This is a genomic window from Micrococcus sp. CS26, from assembly GCF_055522295.1.
This window is the reverse complement of the sequence record NZ_JBVFVY010000008.1, coordinates 33,198-49,142: the sequence shown is the minus strand read 5'-3', so window position 1 is coordinate 49,142 and position 15,945 is coordinate 33,198. Positions and strand designations below refer to the sequence as shown.

The following is a 15,945-nucleotide window of genomic DNA, read 5'->3' as shown; positions in this document are numbered from 1 at the left end:
TGTGGTTCCCGACCGATCGGTCGGGAAGTGACACCCGTCACCGTATACGATCCTCTGTGACTCACGCCACGATCCCAGCTGATGACGGGAATGTGACGCGGCCAAGCCGGGACGACGACGGCGCCGCGCCCTTCACGCAAAGGGTGCGGCGCCGTCGTCGGTGGCGGGGTGCGGCGGCTCAGCCGCGGCCGGTGAACTCCGGCTTCCGCTTCTCCTGGAAGGCCTGGAAGCCCTCGGCGTAGTCGGCGGTGCCGCAGAGCTCGCCCTGGGCGATGTTCTCCGCGCCGAGGGACTCCCACAGGCCCACGCGGTGGTCACGGACCTGGGCCACGAGCTCCTTCGACGCGCGGAACGCGAGGGTCGCGCCGGAGGCCACCTGGGCGACCTTGGCGCGGGTGAACTCGAGCAGCTCGTCCGCGGGCAGGGCCCGGGAGAACAGCCCGGCCTGGACGGCCTCGGCGCCCGAGAGGAGCTCGGCCGTGTAGATCAGGTCCAGGGTGCGGTGCGCGCCCAGGCGCTCGGTGAACAGCCAGTGGCCGCCCGAGTCCAGGGTGGCCCCGAGGTTCGCGAACGGCGAGCCGATCTTCGCGTCCTCGGCCACGTACACCACGTCCGTGGCGATCGCGAGGCCGAGGCCCACGCCCAGGCAGGCGCCCTGCACCGCGGCGAAGGTGGGCACCGGGATCTCGGACATGGCCCGCAGCACCGGGGTGACCCTGTCCCGCAGGTAGGCGGTGGCGTCGTCCTCGGCCGGGACCACGGCGGAGATGTCGCGGCCCGCGCAGAAGCCGCGGCCCTCGCCGCGCAGCAGCACGGCCCGGACCTCGCCGGACTCGACGCCGGCGGCGGCCCGCTCGTAGGCGGCCTGGAGTTCGGCCAGCGCGGCCTCGTCCAGGGCGTTCATCCTCTGGGGGGCGTCCAGCACGATCTCGGCGACGCCGTTCTCGACGGTGATCTCGATCATCGGGGGCTCCTTCGGTCTCGTGGGCGGGCGCTCAGGCGTCGAAGTCCAGCGTGATCGAGTCGGAGGTCGGGCGGGTCTGGCACGTGAGCACGTAGCCCTTCTCCACCTCGTCCTTCTCGAGCGCGTAGTTCTCGTCCATCTCGTACGCGCCGTCGACGACCTTGGCGCGGCAGGTGCCGCACACGCCGCCGGCGCAGGCGAAGGGCACGTCCGAGCGGACGCGCAGCGCGGCGTTGAGGACGGTCTCGTGGGCAGACGTGGGGGACTCGACCTTGGCGGTGAGGCCGTCGAGGTTGAACTCGATGGTCACGTTGTCGCCCTGCGGGTCCACCTCCACCACGCGGCCGGAGTGGCCCTGCGGGTTCTCCGGGCGGCCGGTGGTGAACAGCTCGAAGCGCACGTCGTCCTCGGACACGCCGCGGGCGGCGAGCGTCTCACGGGTGAGCTGCACGAGCTCGAACGGGCCGCAGAGGAACCACTCGTCGGTGCCCTGCACGTCGATCACGCGGTCCAGGAGGGTGGTGAGCTTGTCCTCGTCGATGCGACCGGAGAGCAGCGGGGACACGCGCTGCTCGCGGGAGAGCACGTGGTGCACCGTGAACCGGGCCGGGTACTTGTCCTTGAGGTCGCCGATCTCCTCGGCGAACATCACGTCCATGGCGGAGCGGTTCGCGTAGACCAGGTCGAAGCGCGAGGTCTCGGAGGCCGCGAGCACGGCCTTGGCGATCGCCATGATCGGGGTGATGCCCGAGCCGGCCGCGAACGCCACCAGGTGCGTGTCCTTCTTCTCCGCGACCTTCTCCGCCGCCACCCTCTGGGCGTCGTTGAGGGAGGTGACGTGCGTGCGGGACGTGAACGCGCCCTGCGGGTTCATCACGTCGATCCTCTCGCCGACCTCGAGGCTCTCGTTGGCCCACGTGGAGAACGTGCCGCCGATGTCCTTCTTCACGGCCACGCGGATCTCGCCGCGCTTCGGGACGGCGCAGATCGAGTAGGACCGGCGCACCTCGGCGCCGTCGAGCTCCTTGCGCAGGGCCACGTACTGGCCCGGCACGTAGTCGTAGTCGTCGGCGAGCTCCTCGGGCACCGCGAAGGTGACCTCCACGGAGTCCTCGGTCAGGCGGCGCAGCTCGGACACCTCGAGGGTGTTGAACGTGGCGCGGCGCTTGCCGGTGGTGGGGGCGTCGGTGGTCTCGGTCATCAGTGCACCTTGAAGTAGTCGAAGGGCTCGAGGCACTCCCGGCAGGTGTAGAGGGCCTTGCAGGAGGTGGAGCCGAAGCGGGTGATCTCGCGGGTGTTCAGGGAGTGGCAGCGCGGGCACTTCACGGCCATGCCGATCCTGATCGGGCCGTCCGTGGTGCGCGCGACGGGCGGGGCGATGCCGTACTCGTTGAGCTTGGCCTTGCCCTCGTCCGTCATCCAGTCCGTGGTCCACGCCGGCTGGAGCACCAGGCGCACCTCGGCGTCGGGGAATCCGGCGCGCTCGAGCGCGCGGGTGACGTCCGTGGTGATGGTGTCCATGGCGGGGCAGCCGGAATAGGTGGGCGTGATGACGACGACGGCCCTCTCGCCATCGGCCCGTGCCTCCCGGAGGATCCCGAGGTCCGCGATGGACAGCACGGGGATCTCCGGGTCGTGCACGGTGGAGGCCGCATCCCAGGCCCGCGCGTCGGCGGGATCGGCGGGGCGCAGCTCGCTGGCGGTGGTCACCAGGTCGCTCCCGGGTGACGGCGCGCCAGGGACTGCATCTCCGCGAGGATGTACCCGCGGTACTCGCTCATGGCGCCGGAGCGGTCGCCGCCGCGGGCGGTGCCCGTCGTCGGCACGGTCAGGCCGGCCTCCTCGATGGCCGCGCGGATGCGGGTCATCGTGGGCTCCTCGAGCGAGGACGGCAGCACGGCGACGCCCTGCTCGGCGAGGGCGCGGACGACGTCGTCGTCGTGGAAGAGCTCGGCCACGTAGGGCCACAGCTCGTCCAGGCCGCGCTGCATGCGGCGCTTCGACTCCTCGGTGCCCAGGCCCAGGCGCTGCAGCCACAGGGCGGCGTGGTCCTGGTGGTACAGGACCTCCTTGAGGGCCTTGTCCGCGATGGCGGCGAGCGTGGGGTCGGCCGACTCGCGCAGGCGGGTGTACAGCTCGTACGAGTAGAACGAGTAGTACAGCTGGCGGGCGATGGTCTTGGCGAAGTCGCCGTTCTCGGCCTCCACGAGGCGGACGGAGCGGAACTCCTCCTCGTCGCGGAAGTACGCGAGCTCGTCCTCGGTCTTGCCCCACGCGGTGCCGGCGTAGGAGAGGAGGAAGCGGGCGTGGCCCACGAGGTCCAGGGCGATGTTGCCCAGGGCGATGTCCTCCTCGAGCTCCGGGGCGCGCGAGATCCACCAGGACAGGCGCTGCCCGAGCATCAGGGCGTCGTCGCCGAGGGCGAGGGCGTAGCGGGCGACGTCGTCGCTCGCCTTCTGCTCGCCGGCCGCGATCTCCTCCGCGGTGATGGCCACGCCCGCGGAGTGCCTCGTGGCGGAGTCGTTGGTCGCGAAGCTCACAGGTGCGGCACCCCCTCGGACTGCTGGTAGTAGGTGGCGTGACGGTAGGACTTGCCCTGCGCGGACTCGAAGAAGCCGCCCTTGGAGTCCGGGTCCGAGGCCGCGATGGCCTCGGCCGGGACGACCCACACGGAGGTGCCCTCGTTGCGGCGGGTGTACAGGTCCCGCGCGTTGCGCAGCGCCAGGGTGGCGTCCGGGGCGTGCAGCGAGCCGGCATGCACGTGGGAGAGGCCGCGGTTGGCGCGGACGAAGACCTCCCACAGGGGCCAGGCGTGGGAGGCGGCGGTGGTCTCGCTCATGGGTCAGGCTCCGATCAGGTGGGTCTCGGCCGGCGCGTGCTGCTCGGCCTGGCGGCGGGCGTAGGCGGCGGCGGCCTCGCGGACCCAGGCGCCCTCCTCGTGGGCCTGGATGCGGCGGGCCATGCGCTGGGTGTTCATGGGGCCGTCGCCCTTGATCACGGACATGAACTCGTCCCAGTCCAGCTCGCCGAAGTCGTAGTGGCCGCGCTCCTCGTTCCACTTCAGGTCCGGGTCCGGCAGGGTGAGGCCGAGAGCCTCGGCCTGCGGGACGATCATGTCCACGAAGCGCTGGCGCAGGTCGTCGTTGGAGAAGCGCTTGACCTTCCACGCCATGGACTGGCGGGAGTTGGGGGAGTCATCATCCGGCGGGCCGAACATCTGCAGGGCCGGACCGTAGAAGCGGTCCACGGCGTCCTGGGCCATCTGCTTCTGCTCGGGGGTGCCGTGCGAGAGCTCGTAGAGGATCTCCCAGCCCTGGCGCTGGTGGAACGACTCCTCCTTGCAGACGCGCACCATCGCGCGGCCGTACGGGCCGTAGGAGGCGCGGCACAGCGGCACCTGGTTGCAGATCGCGGCGCCGTCGACGAGCCAGCCGATCGCGCCCATGTCCGCCCAGGTGCGGGCCGGGTAGTTGAAGATCGAGGAGTACTTCGCGCGGCCGGAGAGCAGCTGCTCGTTCAGCTCGTCCCGCGGGGTGCCGAGGGTCTCGGCGGCGGAGTACAGGTACAGGCCGTGGCCGGCCTCGTCCTGAACCTTGGCCATGAGGATCGCCTTGCGCTTCAGGGAGGGGGCGCGGGTGATCCAGTTGGCCTCCGGCTGCATGCCGATGATCTCGGAGTGCGCATGCTGGGAGACCTGGCGGGTCAGGGACTTGCGGTACGCCTCGGGCATCCAGTCGCGGGGCTCGATGCGCGAGTCCTCCGCGATCAGGCGATCGAAGTTCTCCTGGCCGGCCGCATCCTCGGGGGACGGGACGGAGGCCAGGTGCTGGGGGGAGCTGGTCTGCGTCATGGGGATCACCTCACGCTGAGTGCGGGCTGGTTCCGTGGTCAGGGCGCACCGGGGCGCACCGAATTACTGACCGCTCGTTCAGGATAGGCCAGGGTGTGACCTCGGTCAACACGCCGGGGCATGCGGGGCCCGGGTGCGATGCGGCCGTCGGGACGGTGCGGGACGGTTCTCTCCTGCACAGGCGTCCCGACGGTGTCCCCCATCCCCGGATCGCCCCTCGCCGCGGTCGCGGGACCCGGGCCCTCCCTACGGTGGCCGCATGTCACCCCTCATCGGACCTCAGCAGATCGCCACGGCCCTGCGGGCCGTCGGACTCGACGACGACGCCGCCCGCCTGGTCGCGTGGGCCGACCCCGCCCGGCGCGAGCGGGAGGCCGCCGAGCAGGCCCTCGCCGACCTCGCCGTGGCCCAGACGCAGCTGCGCACGGCGCTGGGCGGGCTGGTCAGCGCCGCCACGGACGTGCGCTCGGCGATGCACACGGCATGGCGCGGGGAGGCCGCCGGCGCCTATGGGGAGGCCGTCCGGCGGGCGGCGGCCCTGGCGGCGGAGCTCGAACGGGAGGCCGGGGAGTGGCTCGCCCTGCGGGCCACCGCCGAGCGGGACGCCGAGGACGCGCGCCGGAACGCGGAGGCCCGGCAGCGGGCGGCCGAGGAGGCGGCGCTGGCCGTCCTGCGCTCGCTGGCGGTGGCGGCATGACCGGCGGGCGGGGTGCGGGCCCGGGGGCGGTGGCCTTCAGCACGCACGGCGGACCGGGCTCGATCTACGCGGAGGCCGAGGAGATGCGCGTCGTGGCCGGGCGGCACGAGCACGCCGCCGAAGAGGCGGCCGGAGCCTCGTGGCAGGTCGACGCGGCCGCCTTCGGGCTGGGCCGATCGGCCACGTGGCTCGCCTCCGCCGCCCTGCTGCAGGACCGGCTGGCGGAGGCGGTCGGTCGCGTGCGGAGCCTGTCGGAGCAGTGCGCCGAGCTGCACCGCGACCTGCTCTCCGCGGCGGCCCGCTACGAGGAGGCCGAGCGCGCGGCGGCCGGCATCATGGCCGCCGAGGACGCCTCCCTGGAGGAGCTGCCGGCGCTGCTCTGGCGGGACGGCCATGACGGCCTCACCACCCGCGAGGCGGAGCGGCTCGTGCAGGACCTCGTCCAGGCGGTGCCCGAGGCCATCGTGGCCGCCATGCTCACGGCCGCCGGCTTCCCCCTGCTCGCGGCCCTGGCGCGGATCGACGTGAAGATGCTGACGAGGGCGCAGAAGCTCGTGCTGAAGCGGCCCGTCTCCTCCGCGGCGAAGAAGGGGACGGATGCCGCGTCGGACCTCACCGAGGCGCTGCGGGTCTCCCCGGACGAGGCGTGGACCGTGGCGGCGGACGCCCTGACCCTCGCCGGCGCGGCGCCCCGGGGCGCGGTGACCCCGCACGGGGCGCCGCAGGACCGGCCGACGGCGCCCGCCCTGCTGGACGGCTCGGCCACGGGGCTGGCCTCTCTCATCCCGCGTGGGGAGGGGGACGGGGACCTCACGGTCACGGAGGTGGTGCGAGAGAACGGGAGCCGCGCCTGGGTGGTGGGTCTGCCGGGCACCCGCGGCGGCCTGATCCCGGATTCCGAGTCGACCGACCCGTGGGACGCCGGCGGACTCCTGGACGCCCTCGGCTCCGAGTCCGAGGTCACGGCCCCGGCGGTGCGGGCGGCGCTCGAGGCGGCCGACGTCCCGCACGGGGCCCCGCTCGTCCTGGCCGGCTACTCCCAGGGCGGGGTGCACGCCGTGAACCTGGCCGGGCGCGAGGACTTCACGTCCGTGTACCCCGTGACCGGCGTCATGACGGTCGCGGCGCCGTCCGGCAACGCGGTGGAGACCGGGCGGACCGCGGTGCTGGAGTTCTCCGCGGACGGGGACCTGGCCGTCGCCGCGGACGGGGCGCCCACCCCCGTCTCGGCGCGCCGGGCCGAGGTGGTCTTCCACCCGGCCGGCCACGGGTGGGATGCGCCCGGGGGCGGCTTCCGGACCACCTCTCCGCTGGCGGCCGAGGACGACCTGGACGCCGCCCACGACTTCGACGTCCAGGTGGACCTGATCCGGCAGTTCGAGGCCGCCGAGCCCGCATCCCGGGCGGAGGTCGCCGGGCTCTCCGCCGCGTTGGCCGGGCTGACCGCCGGCACCGTGGCCTCGAGCCGGGCGGTGCGCCTGCGCCGCACGCCGCCCGAGCGGGGCCACCTGCCCCCGGGATCCCGGTGAGCGCGCCGGCGGCGGGGCGCCCGCCGCCGCCCGCTCAGTTCGCGTCGAGCAGCACGCCGGCGAAGAACGCGTTCAGGCGGTCGACCTCGTCCAGGCCGAAGACGCCGGAGACGTACTGGTCCGGGCGGACCACGACGACGGCGCCGTCACGGCTGATGCCGCGGGCCTCGAAGATGTCCTCGCCGTGCTTGGGCTGACACGTGGCGAAGATGTTGTTCAGGTCGTGCAGGCCGAGGGGGCCGGTGGTCGGCCGGAAGATCGACGGCACGTCCGGGTGGGCGAACTCGGTCTGCTTCTGCTGGTACACGACCTTGATGTCGAAGCGGGCGTCTTCCGGTCCGTCCGACGGGGTGTGGCGGTTGCGGAAGGACCGCGGGTCCTCCACGATCGCCTTCGCCCACGCCGCGACCTTCGAATCCTCGGCGCGCGGGGAGGCGGTGTCGGCGAACACGTAGACGCGCCAGCGGCCGTCCGCGCGGTGCAGGTGGCCCAGGTGCTTCACGTTGGTGTCGCACGAGCGCTCCACCAGCCCCGACTTGAAGCGCTTGCCGATGGGGTAGCCCTGCGCCAGCGCCTGACCGGTGGCGTCCGTGGTGAGGAGGGAGGGTTGGTACTCCGTCATGAAGCCGGCCGGGAACTCGGCGGTCTTCGTGTAGAACTCGGCCACCTCGTTCGGGTCGCCCAGCTCGGAGGTGGGCTTGGCCATGAGCGTCGACCACTCCTTGTCGAAGTCGATCAGGTTCTTGGCGATCTCCTTGCGCTCCTCCGAGTAGGTCGGCACGAGCTCGACCGGGGCCATCCCGGAGAGCACCTGGCCCAGCTTCCAGCCGAGGTTCCAGCCGTCCTGCATGGACACGTTCATGCCCTGGCCGGCCTTCGCGGAGTGGGTGTGACAGGCGTCGCCGAGCAGGAACACGTTGGGGTGGGCCACGCGCTCGCGGTTGTCGAAGCCCGAGGTGAGGCGGTGGCCCACCTCGTACACCGAATGCCAGGCGACCTCCTTCACGTCCAGCGTGTAGGGGCGCAGGATCTGCTGGGCCCGGCGGATGATCTCCTCGAGCGGGGTCTGGCGCACCTTGTGGTTGTCGTCCGCCGGGACCTCGCCGAGGTCCACGTACATGCGGAACAGGTGCCCGCCTTCGCGGGGGATCAGGAGGATCGAGCCGCTGGACGAGTGGATCGCGCACTTGGTGCGGATGTCCGGGAAGTCCGTGTCGGCCAGCGCGTCCATGACGCCCCACGCGTGGTTCGCGGCGTCGCCGGTCAGGGTGTGGCCGATCGCCTTGCGGACGCGAGAGCCCGCGCCGTCCGCGCCCACCACGTACTTGGCGCGCACCTGGCGGGTTGGTCCCGAGGCGGGGTCCTCGAGGGCGTTGCCCTGGGCGTCCACGGTGCGGCGCAGGGTCACGAGCACGGGGTGCTCGCCGTCGTTCGTGTCCTCGAGGGTCTCGAACGCCCAGCCGTAGTCCGGCCGCGCACGGGTGGGGGAGTTCTTCATGTACTCGGCGAACCAGTCCAGGATGCGGGCCTGGTTCACGATCAGGTGCGGGAACTCGGAGACGCCCTCCGGGTCGTCCTCGGCCAGCGAGGTGCGCACGATCGTGTCCGCGTCGTCCTCGGCCGGGTTCCAGAACGCCATGGAGGTCAGGTCGAAGGCCTCGTCGATGATCTCGCTCGCGAAGCCGAAGGCCTGGAAGGTCTCCACGGAGCGGGCCTGGATGCCGTCCGCCTGGCCGATCTCGAGGCGGTGGGGGCGGCGCTCGATGATGCGGGTGTGGACGTCCGGGAACATCGCGAGCTGGGCGGCGGCGATCATGCCGGCCGGGCCGGAGCCGACGATCAGCACGTCCATCTCGTCCGGCAGCTCGGCGGGGCGGTCCAGGCCGATGCCGGCCGCCACCTGGACGCGCGGGTTCGTGGAGACATAGCCGTGGTGGTGGAAGAGCATGGGGGTCCTTTCGCTGCGGGGGATGTCGCTGCGCGGCGCGCGTGCCACCCGACGGCGTGTTCTCTCAGAGAACACGGTGTTCCCCCTGGGAACACATGTGTGCCAGACTGTACGCGGACGTGACAGGGTTCACAACCGGTGCGCGGGCCGACCACGCCCCGGGCGCGTCACGTCCGGCACGCGAGGCGAGGAGCACGGATGGCAGAGCACGACGGCGGCCCGGTCCGGGAGGGCGCACCCTCCCAGACGCTCTCCCGCGCGCTCACCCTGCTCGAGACCGTCGTGGAGGCGCCCGAGCCGCCCACCATCGCCGACCTCGCCGACGGCCTGGGCGTCCATCGCTCGGTCGCCTACCGCATGCTGCGCACCTTCGAGGCCCACGGCCTGCTGCGCCGCGACGGCCTCGGCCGCGTCCACGCCGCCCCCGGCCTGGCCGTCCTCGCCCGCCGGGTGGAGCAGGATCTGCGCGCGGCGGCCATGCCGCACCTGACCGCCGTCTCCACCGACCTGGGCATGACCGCGTTCCTGGTGGTGTGGGACGGGGCCCACTGCCTCACCCTGGCCACGGCCGAGCCGCCCAGCGGCAACCTCGTCACGCAGCGGCCGGGGACCCGGCACCCCCTCGGGGTCGGTGCGCCGGGGATGGCGATCGCCGTCGCCCTGACCGGACAGGAGTGGGCGCGGCTGCCCGGTGAGGCCCCGCCCGAGCGACCCGAGCTCGACGACGTGCGGGAGCGCGGCTGGGCCGTCAGCTCCGACGAGGTCATCACCGGCGTCTCCTCGGTGGCCGTGCCGCTGCGGGTCCCGGGCCAGCTGCCCGCCGCCCTCGCCGTGGTCTACGCGACGCGGCCGGAGGACCCGGCGCGCCTCGGGGACCGGCTCGGTGAGGCGGCCCGGGCCGTCGCCGTCGCCTTCGGCGCAGCCTGAGCCCGGGTCCCGTGGTGCCGCTCACGGCGTCCGCAGCCCGCATTACCCTGGTGGCCATGACTGATGACGCACAGCAGACGCCCGCCGTGGTCGCGCCCCACAAGAAGGTCGGCATGCTGCCGCCGTACGCCGCCGGCAAGCCGCCGGTCGCCGTCCCGGGCCTGCACCCCTACAAGCTCTCCTCGAACGAGAACCCCTACGCGCCCGTGCCCGGCGTGATCGACCGGGTGCGTCAGGTCGTGACCGGCCCGGAGGGCGCGCCCAGCACCCTCTGCCGCTACCCGGACACCCTCTCCACCGGCCTGCGCCAGGCCCTGGCCGCGCACCTGGACGTCCCGGCGGACGACGTCGTGACCGGTGCCGGCTCCCTCGGCGCCCTGGCCCAGGTCATCACCGCCTTCGCCGGCCACGGCGAGGCCGGGGAGGGCGACGAGGTGATCTTCGCGTGGCGCTCCTTCGAGGCCTACCCGATCGTGGTCCGCACCGCCGGTGCCGTGGACGTGCAGGTGCCGCTCACCGCGGACCACCGCCACGACCTGCCGGCCATGCTGGAGGCGATCACGGAGCGGACCCGCGTGATCCTGCTCTGCACCCCCAACAACCCGACCGGCCCCGTGCTCACGACCGCCGAGGTCGAGGACTTCCTGGCGCGCGTGCCCGCGCACATCCTCGTGGTCATCGACGAGGCGTACGTGGAGTTCGTCCGCGACGAGGACGCGGTCAAGGGTCTGGAGATGTACCGCAAGCACGCGAACGTCGTCGTGCTGCGCACCTTCTCGAAGGCGCACGGCCTGGCCAACCTGCGCGTGGGCTACTCGGTCTCGCAGCCGGAGATCACCAAGGCCCTGCGCACCGTGGCCACCCCGTTCGCGGTGTCCACGGTGGCCGAGGAGGCCGCGATCGCCTCGCTCGAGCACCTGGACGAGGTCCTCGAGCGCGTGCAGGTCGTCGTCGACGAGCGCGAGCGCGTCGCCGCCGCCCTGGCCGAGGCTGGCTGGGACCTGCCCTCCTCGCAGGCCAACTTCGTGTGGCTGCCGCTCGGCGAGCGCACGCAGGCCTTCGCCGAGGCCGCCCAGGCCCGGGCCCTGTCCGTCCGGGCGTTCGCGGACGAGGGCGTGCGCGTGAGCATCGGCGAGCAGGAGGCCAACGACCGCTTCCTCGAGGTGGCGCGCGACTTCCTGACGTGAGCGGCCCGGCGTGAGCTCACTCCGCCGGCCCGATCACCCGCCACATCAGGCGGCGGTACAGCAGCGCGCACCCGGTGAGGACCAGCGCCCCGGCGAGCACCGGGGTGACCAGGTAGTCCCAGTCCGCGTTGCTCAGCATGACCGTCAGCGCGGTGGCGCCCGCGGGGGCGTGGATCACGCGGAGCCCGGCCATGGCGGCCATGGCCAGGCCCATGCCGGCCGCGAGCGAGTACCAGGCCAGGGGCAGCATGGAGATCACGGCGATCCCGCATGCGGCCGAGACCACGTGCCCCACGAGCACGTTGGCGGGGTGGGAGTGCGGGCCGTGCGGCACGAGGAACACGAGCACGCAGGAGGAGCCGAAGGCGCCCACCAGCAGCGGCGCGGAGGCCAGGTCCTCGCCGAGGCTGAGGGTGGCGATGGTCAGTGCCCCCGCGATCGAGGCCGCGAGGACCACGTGCCAGGGCAGACGAGGGGCCAGCGGGCGACGCCACGGGTCCAGGAACCGCGGGCGACGCAGACCGGGCAGGCGGGTCATGCGCTCGTCTCATCTCCTCGTGACTCGGTCGCTTCCCGGGTCGGGCTCCTCCAGGGTAGGCCGCGGGCGGGGCCCGGGGCCGTCCGGGGGCCGAGGGGGAGGGACTGTGACGGCCGCTCAGCGGCGCGGCGCCACGAGGGCGTCTTCGGCGTGCCACTCGTGCCTCGGGGGAACGCCGGTTGACTTATCCCGGGTGCGGCGGCCTACGACCGGTGATAACTCAACCGACGACGGCGGCCCGCACCTTCGCGCGCAGGTGCGGGCCGACGTCGTCCCGGCGGGGTGCTCAGGCGGTGCGCAGCACCATGCCCGGGTGGAGCAGGGTCGAGACCGTCATGCCGTTGAGGCGCTGCAGGCGCTCCATGGAGACGCCCGTGCGCTGGGCGATGAGCCACCAGCCGTCGTTCGCCTGGACCACGTAGGTGGCGGGCGAGGGCGCCGGGGCGGAGGCGGTCTGGCCGGTCCGCAGCACCATCCCCGGGTGCAGCACGGTGGTCGCGGTCATGCCGTTGAGGCGCTGGAGGGTCTCCATCGTCACGCCGGTGCGGTGGGCGATGATCCACCAGCCGTCGCCCTCGCGGACCGTGTACGTGTCCGGGGCGGGGGCCGGGGCCGGGGCAGGCGCGGGCGGGGAGGTCGGCGCCGTGGCGGCCGTGATGAGCACCATGCCGGGGTGCAGGACGGTGGACGCCGTCATGCCGTTGAGCCGCTGGAGCTCCGCGGCGCTGACGCCGGTCCGTCGGGCGATGACCCACCAGCCGTCGTTCGGCTGCACCGTGTAGGTGCCGGTGGTGATCGGGGTGGGCTCCGGGGCGGTCGGGTCGGCGACGGTGCGCAGCACCATGCCCGGGTGGAGCACGGTCGACTCGGTCATGCCGTTGAGCTCCTGGAGGGTGGCCGCGGGCACGCCGGTGCGGCGGGCGATGGTCCACCAGCCGTCGTTCGGCTGCACCGTGTACGTGCCGGCGGTCGACGGCTCGGTCGTCGGGGCCGGCGTCGGAGCCGGGGTGGCCGGTGCCGGCGGCTGGCCGGCCGCCGTCGCGATGGCCTCGGCGCGGTCCCGCAGGTCGTCGAAGCGGGCCATCAGGTGCTGCCCCGGGCACGCGGTCGCGGACGTGGCCCGGTGCGGGAAGATCGTGTCCACGGTGACGGGCGTGCCCGCGGCGTACTTCGTGCTGCCGCCCGAGGTCAGGGTGACTCGGCCCCGCGCGTCGATGCCGTCGCGGTACAGGTAGTAGGCGGTGGCGCGGGCCATCGCGTCCACCACCTCCTCGGACGGGGCGACCACGTCGTAGTTGCCCATCGTGGAGATGCCCATCGTGCCCCGGTTGAACCCGCCCGCGTGCGTGCCCAGCGGGTTCGAGTCCAGGGCGCCGCGGCGGCCCTCGTAGATGTTGCCGAAGCGGTCCGTGATCAGGTGGTACGGGAAGTCGCCCCAGCCGAGGGTCCTCGTGTAGTACGCGTAGATGCCGCGCATCTGCTCCACGGCCTGGGCGCGCGAGTAGTCGTTCGTGCCGGCCGTGTGGTGGATGGTCAGCGCGCGCACCTGGTCGAACTGCGGGGAGGACTCGGCCCAGGACTCGTCCGCGCCCCACTGCGCGCGGGTGATCACGTCCGGGAGGATCTTCGCGCGCGCATCCGAGGCCGTGGCCACGGTGCGGGCCTCGGCGGGTGCGGCGCCCCCGACGACGGCGCTCGACTTCACGCCCCGCGGCAGGCCGGCCGTCTCCGCGGCCTGCTCGGCGGTCACCGCCGGGTGCGCGCTCGCGACGGTCTCGTCCGTGGCGGCCGTGCCCGGGTCGATGAGGGACAGCTCGAGGCCGGCCGGGGCTGCGCCGTCGGCGGTGGTCACGCGCAGCTGGGCGCCGTCCGCGCCGAACGCGACGAACGGGTCCGTGCCGGTGCGCGCGGGGGCGGCGTCCTCAGGCAGGACGGGCCGATCCAGGACCTGCCACGGGCCCCAGGCCCCGTCCTGACGCACGCGGATCTCCACGCGCTCGACGGCGTCGTCCGCCGCGGTGTCCCACACGGCGGCGGCCACCGTGAACGGGCGGTCCACCACGGGCTCGCCGAGCACGACGCCGGCCGGAGCCTCCTCGGCCGGGACGAGGTTCTCGCCCTCCTGCGGGACGGTCGCGACGCCGGCGCCCTCGACGGGAGCGGCCGACGCGGGGGTCGCGGCCGCGCCGACGGTCGTGGCGCGGGCGGCGTCGTCGAGCGGGCGCACGTCGGGGGCGCCCTCCGTGGTCGCGGACGGCGGCTGCGGGAGCAGGCCGCCGACGAGGACGGAGAGCGCGGCGACCGCGACGGCGGGCGCGAGCGGGCGGGGGGACGCGGCGGAACGCGGCGGGAGAATCTTCATGCGGATGCCTTCGGAAGGTGGAGTGCCCGAGGAACGACAGGCGCGGGCCGTGTCGCTTTCCCGGGTCGGTGACGTGGTGAGGGCGGGATGAGGGCCGGAGAGCCGTCGTGATCGTAGCGTGATCGACCATTCCCGGGAACATTTTTCGAAGGCTTGTCGGGTGATTTCACGCCCCCGTGATGTCCGGTTCACCCATTCACAGGTGGGCGCGGTGTGGCACCGGGGCGGAGCACAGCGGAGGGGTGTCGGGTCCGCGCCGGGGGATACGGTGACGGGAGACCACCACGGGCCGCCCGGCCCGGGAACCAGAGGAGGCAGACCATGGCGGAGCCGATCCACATCGGCGCGGCGGCGGACGTCCCGGAGGGCGAGGCGATCGTCGTCCCGGCGGCGACGGCGGGGACGAGGGACGACGTCGCGGTGTTCCACACGGACGCGGGCGAGTTCCACGCGATCGACGACACGTGCACCCACGAGGACGCCTCGCTGGCCGAGGGCTGGCTCGAGGACGACCGCGTGGAGTGCCCCCTGCACGCCGCGCAGTTCTGCCTGCGCACCGGCGAGGCGCTCTGCCTGCCCGCCACCAAGGGCGTCGGCGTGCACCGCGTCGAGGAGCGCGAGGGCCAGCTCTACCTCGTCCCCGGCGCATGAGCCACGACGTCGACGCCCCGGCGGGCGTGCCCGGCTCGGTCGTGGTGGTGGGCGGCGGCGTCGCGGGCTTCGCCGTGGTCCGCGAGCTGCGGCGCCGCGGTTTCGCGGGCGGGATCGCCCTCGTGGACCCGCAGGGCGTGCCCTATGACCGGCCGCCCCTGAGCAAGGAGTTCCTGACCGGCGACGCGGACGCGCACCGCCTGCTGCTCGCCCCGCCGGCATGGTTCGCCGAGCACGGGGTGGAGCTGGTGGAGGACGAGGCGGTCCGGGTGGTGCCGGGCGGCGTCCACCCCGACGGCGGCCCCGCGCCCCACCGGGTGGAGACGGCCTCCGGGCGGGTCCTGGACGCGGACGCGGTCGTGCTCGCCACGGGCGGGCGACCCCGGGCCCTCGACGTCGCCGGCGCCGACCACCCGGACCTGATCACCCTGCGCACCCGCGCCGACGCCGAGACCCTGCGCGACCGCCTGACGTTCGGGACCGAGGTGGCGGTCGTGGGCGGCGGTTTCACGGGGGCGGAGGTCGCGGCCGCGGCGCGCCGCTCGCTCGCCGCGGTGACGCTCGTGACCGGGACGGACGCCCCGGCTCGCGCGGCGGTCGGGCCAGCGCTGGCCGCCCGCCTGCACCGGATGCACGCCGAGCACGGGGTCGCGGTCGAGGTCGGGCGGGCGGCCTGGATCGAGCACCGGGACGCCGACGGCGGCGCCGCACTGCCGGCCGCCCACCGGCTCCACCTCCACGACGGGCGGACCGTGGACGCCGACGTCGTGGTGTTGGCCGGCGGCACCGTGCCGGACACCGCCCTCGCCGCGGACGCCGGTCTGGAGGTGGCCGACGGCGTGCTCACGGACGCGATGGGCCGCACGACCGTGCCCGGGATCCTGGCCGTGGGCGACGCCGCGCGCGCCCGGGAGTCCGCGTGGGCGCCGTCGCGGCACTGGGAGCCGGCCCTGCGGTCCGGTGCGGCCGCCGCGGCGGCGTTCCTGGGGGGACAGGCGGACGCCCCGGGCGCCCCGTGGTTCTGGTCCGACCGGTACGACGCACACGTGGAGGCCGTGGGGGACATGACGGTGCCGGCCGGTGGGCGGATCGTGGACCGCGAGGTGCGCGGCGTCGTGGTGGCGAGCTTCGCGCTGGCCGCGGACGGGACCCTGCGCGGGGCCGCGTCGATTGACGACCCCATGACCGTCAAGGCCGCCCGGCGCATCATCGACCGGGGGATCGTGGTGGACGCCGCCGCGCTCGCGGACCCGGCCGTGCCGGTCAAGTCGCTGGCGCGGGGGTGAGAGCGC

General features: G+C 73.8%; 15 protein-coding genes. 6 read left to right on the top strand and 9 right to left on the bottom strand.

The features are described 5' to 3' along the window. Positions 1–178: 178 nt before the first annotated feature. From ACZ1IK_RS05430 to paaA, 6 genes are read right to left on the bottom strand one after another with little or no spacing between them, the layout of a single operon-like run. On the bottom strand, positions 179–964 hold the full coding sequence (locus ACZ1IK_RS05430; protein ID WP_036339064.1) for an enoyl-CoA hydratase/isomerase family protein: 786 nt from the start codon (positions 962–964) through the stop codon (positions 179–181). Between the two features lie 31 nt (positions 965–995). Next, a complete protein-coding gene (gene paaE, locus ACZ1IK_RS05425) occupies positions 996–2,165 on the bottom strand; it encodes a 1,2-phenylacetyl-CoA epoxidase subunit PaaE (protein WP_036339061.1) in 1,170 nt (389 codons plus the stop codon). After that, complete coding sequence (gene paaD, locus ACZ1IK_RS05420; RefSeq protein WP_036339058.1) at positions 2,165–2,674, bottom strand: 1,2-phenylacetyl-CoA epoxidase subunit PaaD; 510 nt, start codon at positions 2,672–2,674, stop codon at positions 2,165–2,167. The genes paaE and paaD overlap by 1 nt, the downstream gene beginning before the upstream one ends. Further along, a complete protein-coding gene (paaC, locus tag ACZ1IK_RS05415; RefSeq protein WP_041102600.1) occupies positions 2,671–3,504 on the bottom strand; it encodes a 1,2-phenylacetyl-CoA epoxidase subunit PaaC in 834 nt (277 codons plus the stop codon). Before paaC ends, paaD begins: the two co-directional genes overlap by 4 nt. After that, complete coding sequence (gene paaB, locus ACZ1IK_RS05410; RefSeq protein ID WP_020624884.1) at positions 3,501–3,803, bottom strand: 1,2-phenylacetyl-CoA epoxidase subunit PaaB; 303 nt, start codon at positions 3,801–3,803, stop codon at positions 3,501–3,503. The genes paaC and paaB overlap by 4 nt, the downstream gene beginning before the upstream one ends. A gap of 3 nt (positions 3,804–3,806) precedes the next feature. Beyond that, positions 3,807–4,814: a 1,2-phenylacetyl-CoA epoxidase subunit PaaA gene (paaA, locus tag ACZ1IK_RS05405; protein ID WP_101967626.1), complete on the bottom strand. Its 1,008-nt coding sequence runs from the start codon at positions 4,812–4,814 to the stop codon at positions 3,807–3,809. A 259-nt stretch (positions 4,815–5,073) separates the two neighbouring features. Here paaA and ACZ1IK_RS05400 point away from each other — a divergent pair, with 259 nt between their 5' ends. Further along, the gene (locus tag ACZ1IK_RS05400; protein ID WP_044658769.1) at positions 5,074–5,511 is read left to right on the top strand and encodes a hypothetical protein; all 438 of its coding nucleotides are present in this window, start codon (positions 5,074–5,076) and stop codon (positions 5,509–5,511) included. After that, a complete protein-coding gene (locus ACZ1IK_RS05395) occupies positions 5,508–7,040 on the top strand; it encodes a hypothetical protein (RefSeq protein WP_101967625.1) in 1,533 nt (510 codons plus the stop codon). Before ACZ1IK_RS05400 ends, ACZ1IK_RS05395 begins: the two co-directional genes overlap by 4 nt. Positions 7,041–7,074: 34 nt before the next feature. On the opposite strand, the gene ACZ1IK_RS05390 is transcribed toward ACZ1IK_RS05395, so the two are convergent. Then, positions 7,075–8,988, bottom strand: a complete 1,914-nt coding sequence (locus ACZ1IK_RS05390; RefSeq protein WP_060973454.1) for an FAD-binding monooxygenase — start codon at positions 8,986–8,988, stop codon at positions 7,075–7,077. A 198-nt stretch (positions 8,989–9,186) separates the two neighbouring features. Between ACZ1IK_RS05390 and ACZ1IK_RS05385 the strand changes: the two genes are divergently transcribed. After that, entirely contained in the window at positions 9,187–9,915 is a 729-nt protein-coding gene (locus tag ACZ1IK_RS05385; protein WP_020624880.1) for an IclR family transcriptional regulator, read from the top strand. A 56-nt stretch (positions 9,916–9,971) separates the two neighbouring features. Beyond that, positions 9,972–11,102 carry a histidinol-phosphate transaminase gene (locus ACZ1IK_RS05380; RefSeq protein ID WP_181743472.1) on the top strand — a complete coding sequence of 377 codons (1,131 nt, stop codon included), beginning with the start codon at positions 9,972–9,974 and terminating at the stop codon, positions 11,100–11,102. Positions 11,103–11,118: 16 nt separating this feature from the next. Here ACZ1IK_RS05380 and ACZ1IK_RS05375 read toward each other — a convergent pair whose 3' ends face one another. Beyond that, the gene (locus tag ACZ1IK_RS05375) at positions 11,119–11,640 is read right to left on the bottom strand and encodes an HPP family protein (protein ID WP_063188632.1); all 522 of its coding nucleotides are present in this window, start codon (positions 11,638–11,640) and stop codon (positions 11,119–11,121) included. Positions 11,641–11,926: 286 nt separating this feature from the next. Continuing rightward, entirely contained in the window at positions 11,927–14,002 is a 2,076-nt protein-coding gene (locus tag ACZ1IK_RS05370) for a LysM peptidoglycan-binding domain-containing protein (RefSeq protein ID WP_465098380.1), read from the bottom strand. Between the two features lie 321 nt (positions 14,003–14,323). On the opposite strand from ACZ1IK_RS05370, the gene ACZ1IK_RS05365 reads away from it, so the two are divergent. After that, positions 14,324–14,653 (top strand): bifunctional 3-phenylpropionate/cinnamic acid dioxygenase ferredoxin subunit, encoded by a 330-nt coding sequence (locus tag ACZ1IK_RS05365; RefSeq protein WP_002857882.1) that lies wholly within the window; start codon positions 14,324–14,326, stop codon positions 14,651–14,653. Further along, positions 14,650–15,939: an NAD(P)/FAD-dependent oxidoreductase gene (locus tag ACZ1IK_RS05360; protein ID WP_041102609.1), complete on the top strand. Its 1,290-nt coding sequence runs from the start codon at positions 14,650–14,652 to the stop codon at positions 15,937–15,939. Before ACZ1IK_RS05365 ends, ACZ1IK_RS05360 begins: the two co-directional genes overlap by 4 nt. Positions 15,940–15,945: the final 6 nt, after the last annotated feature.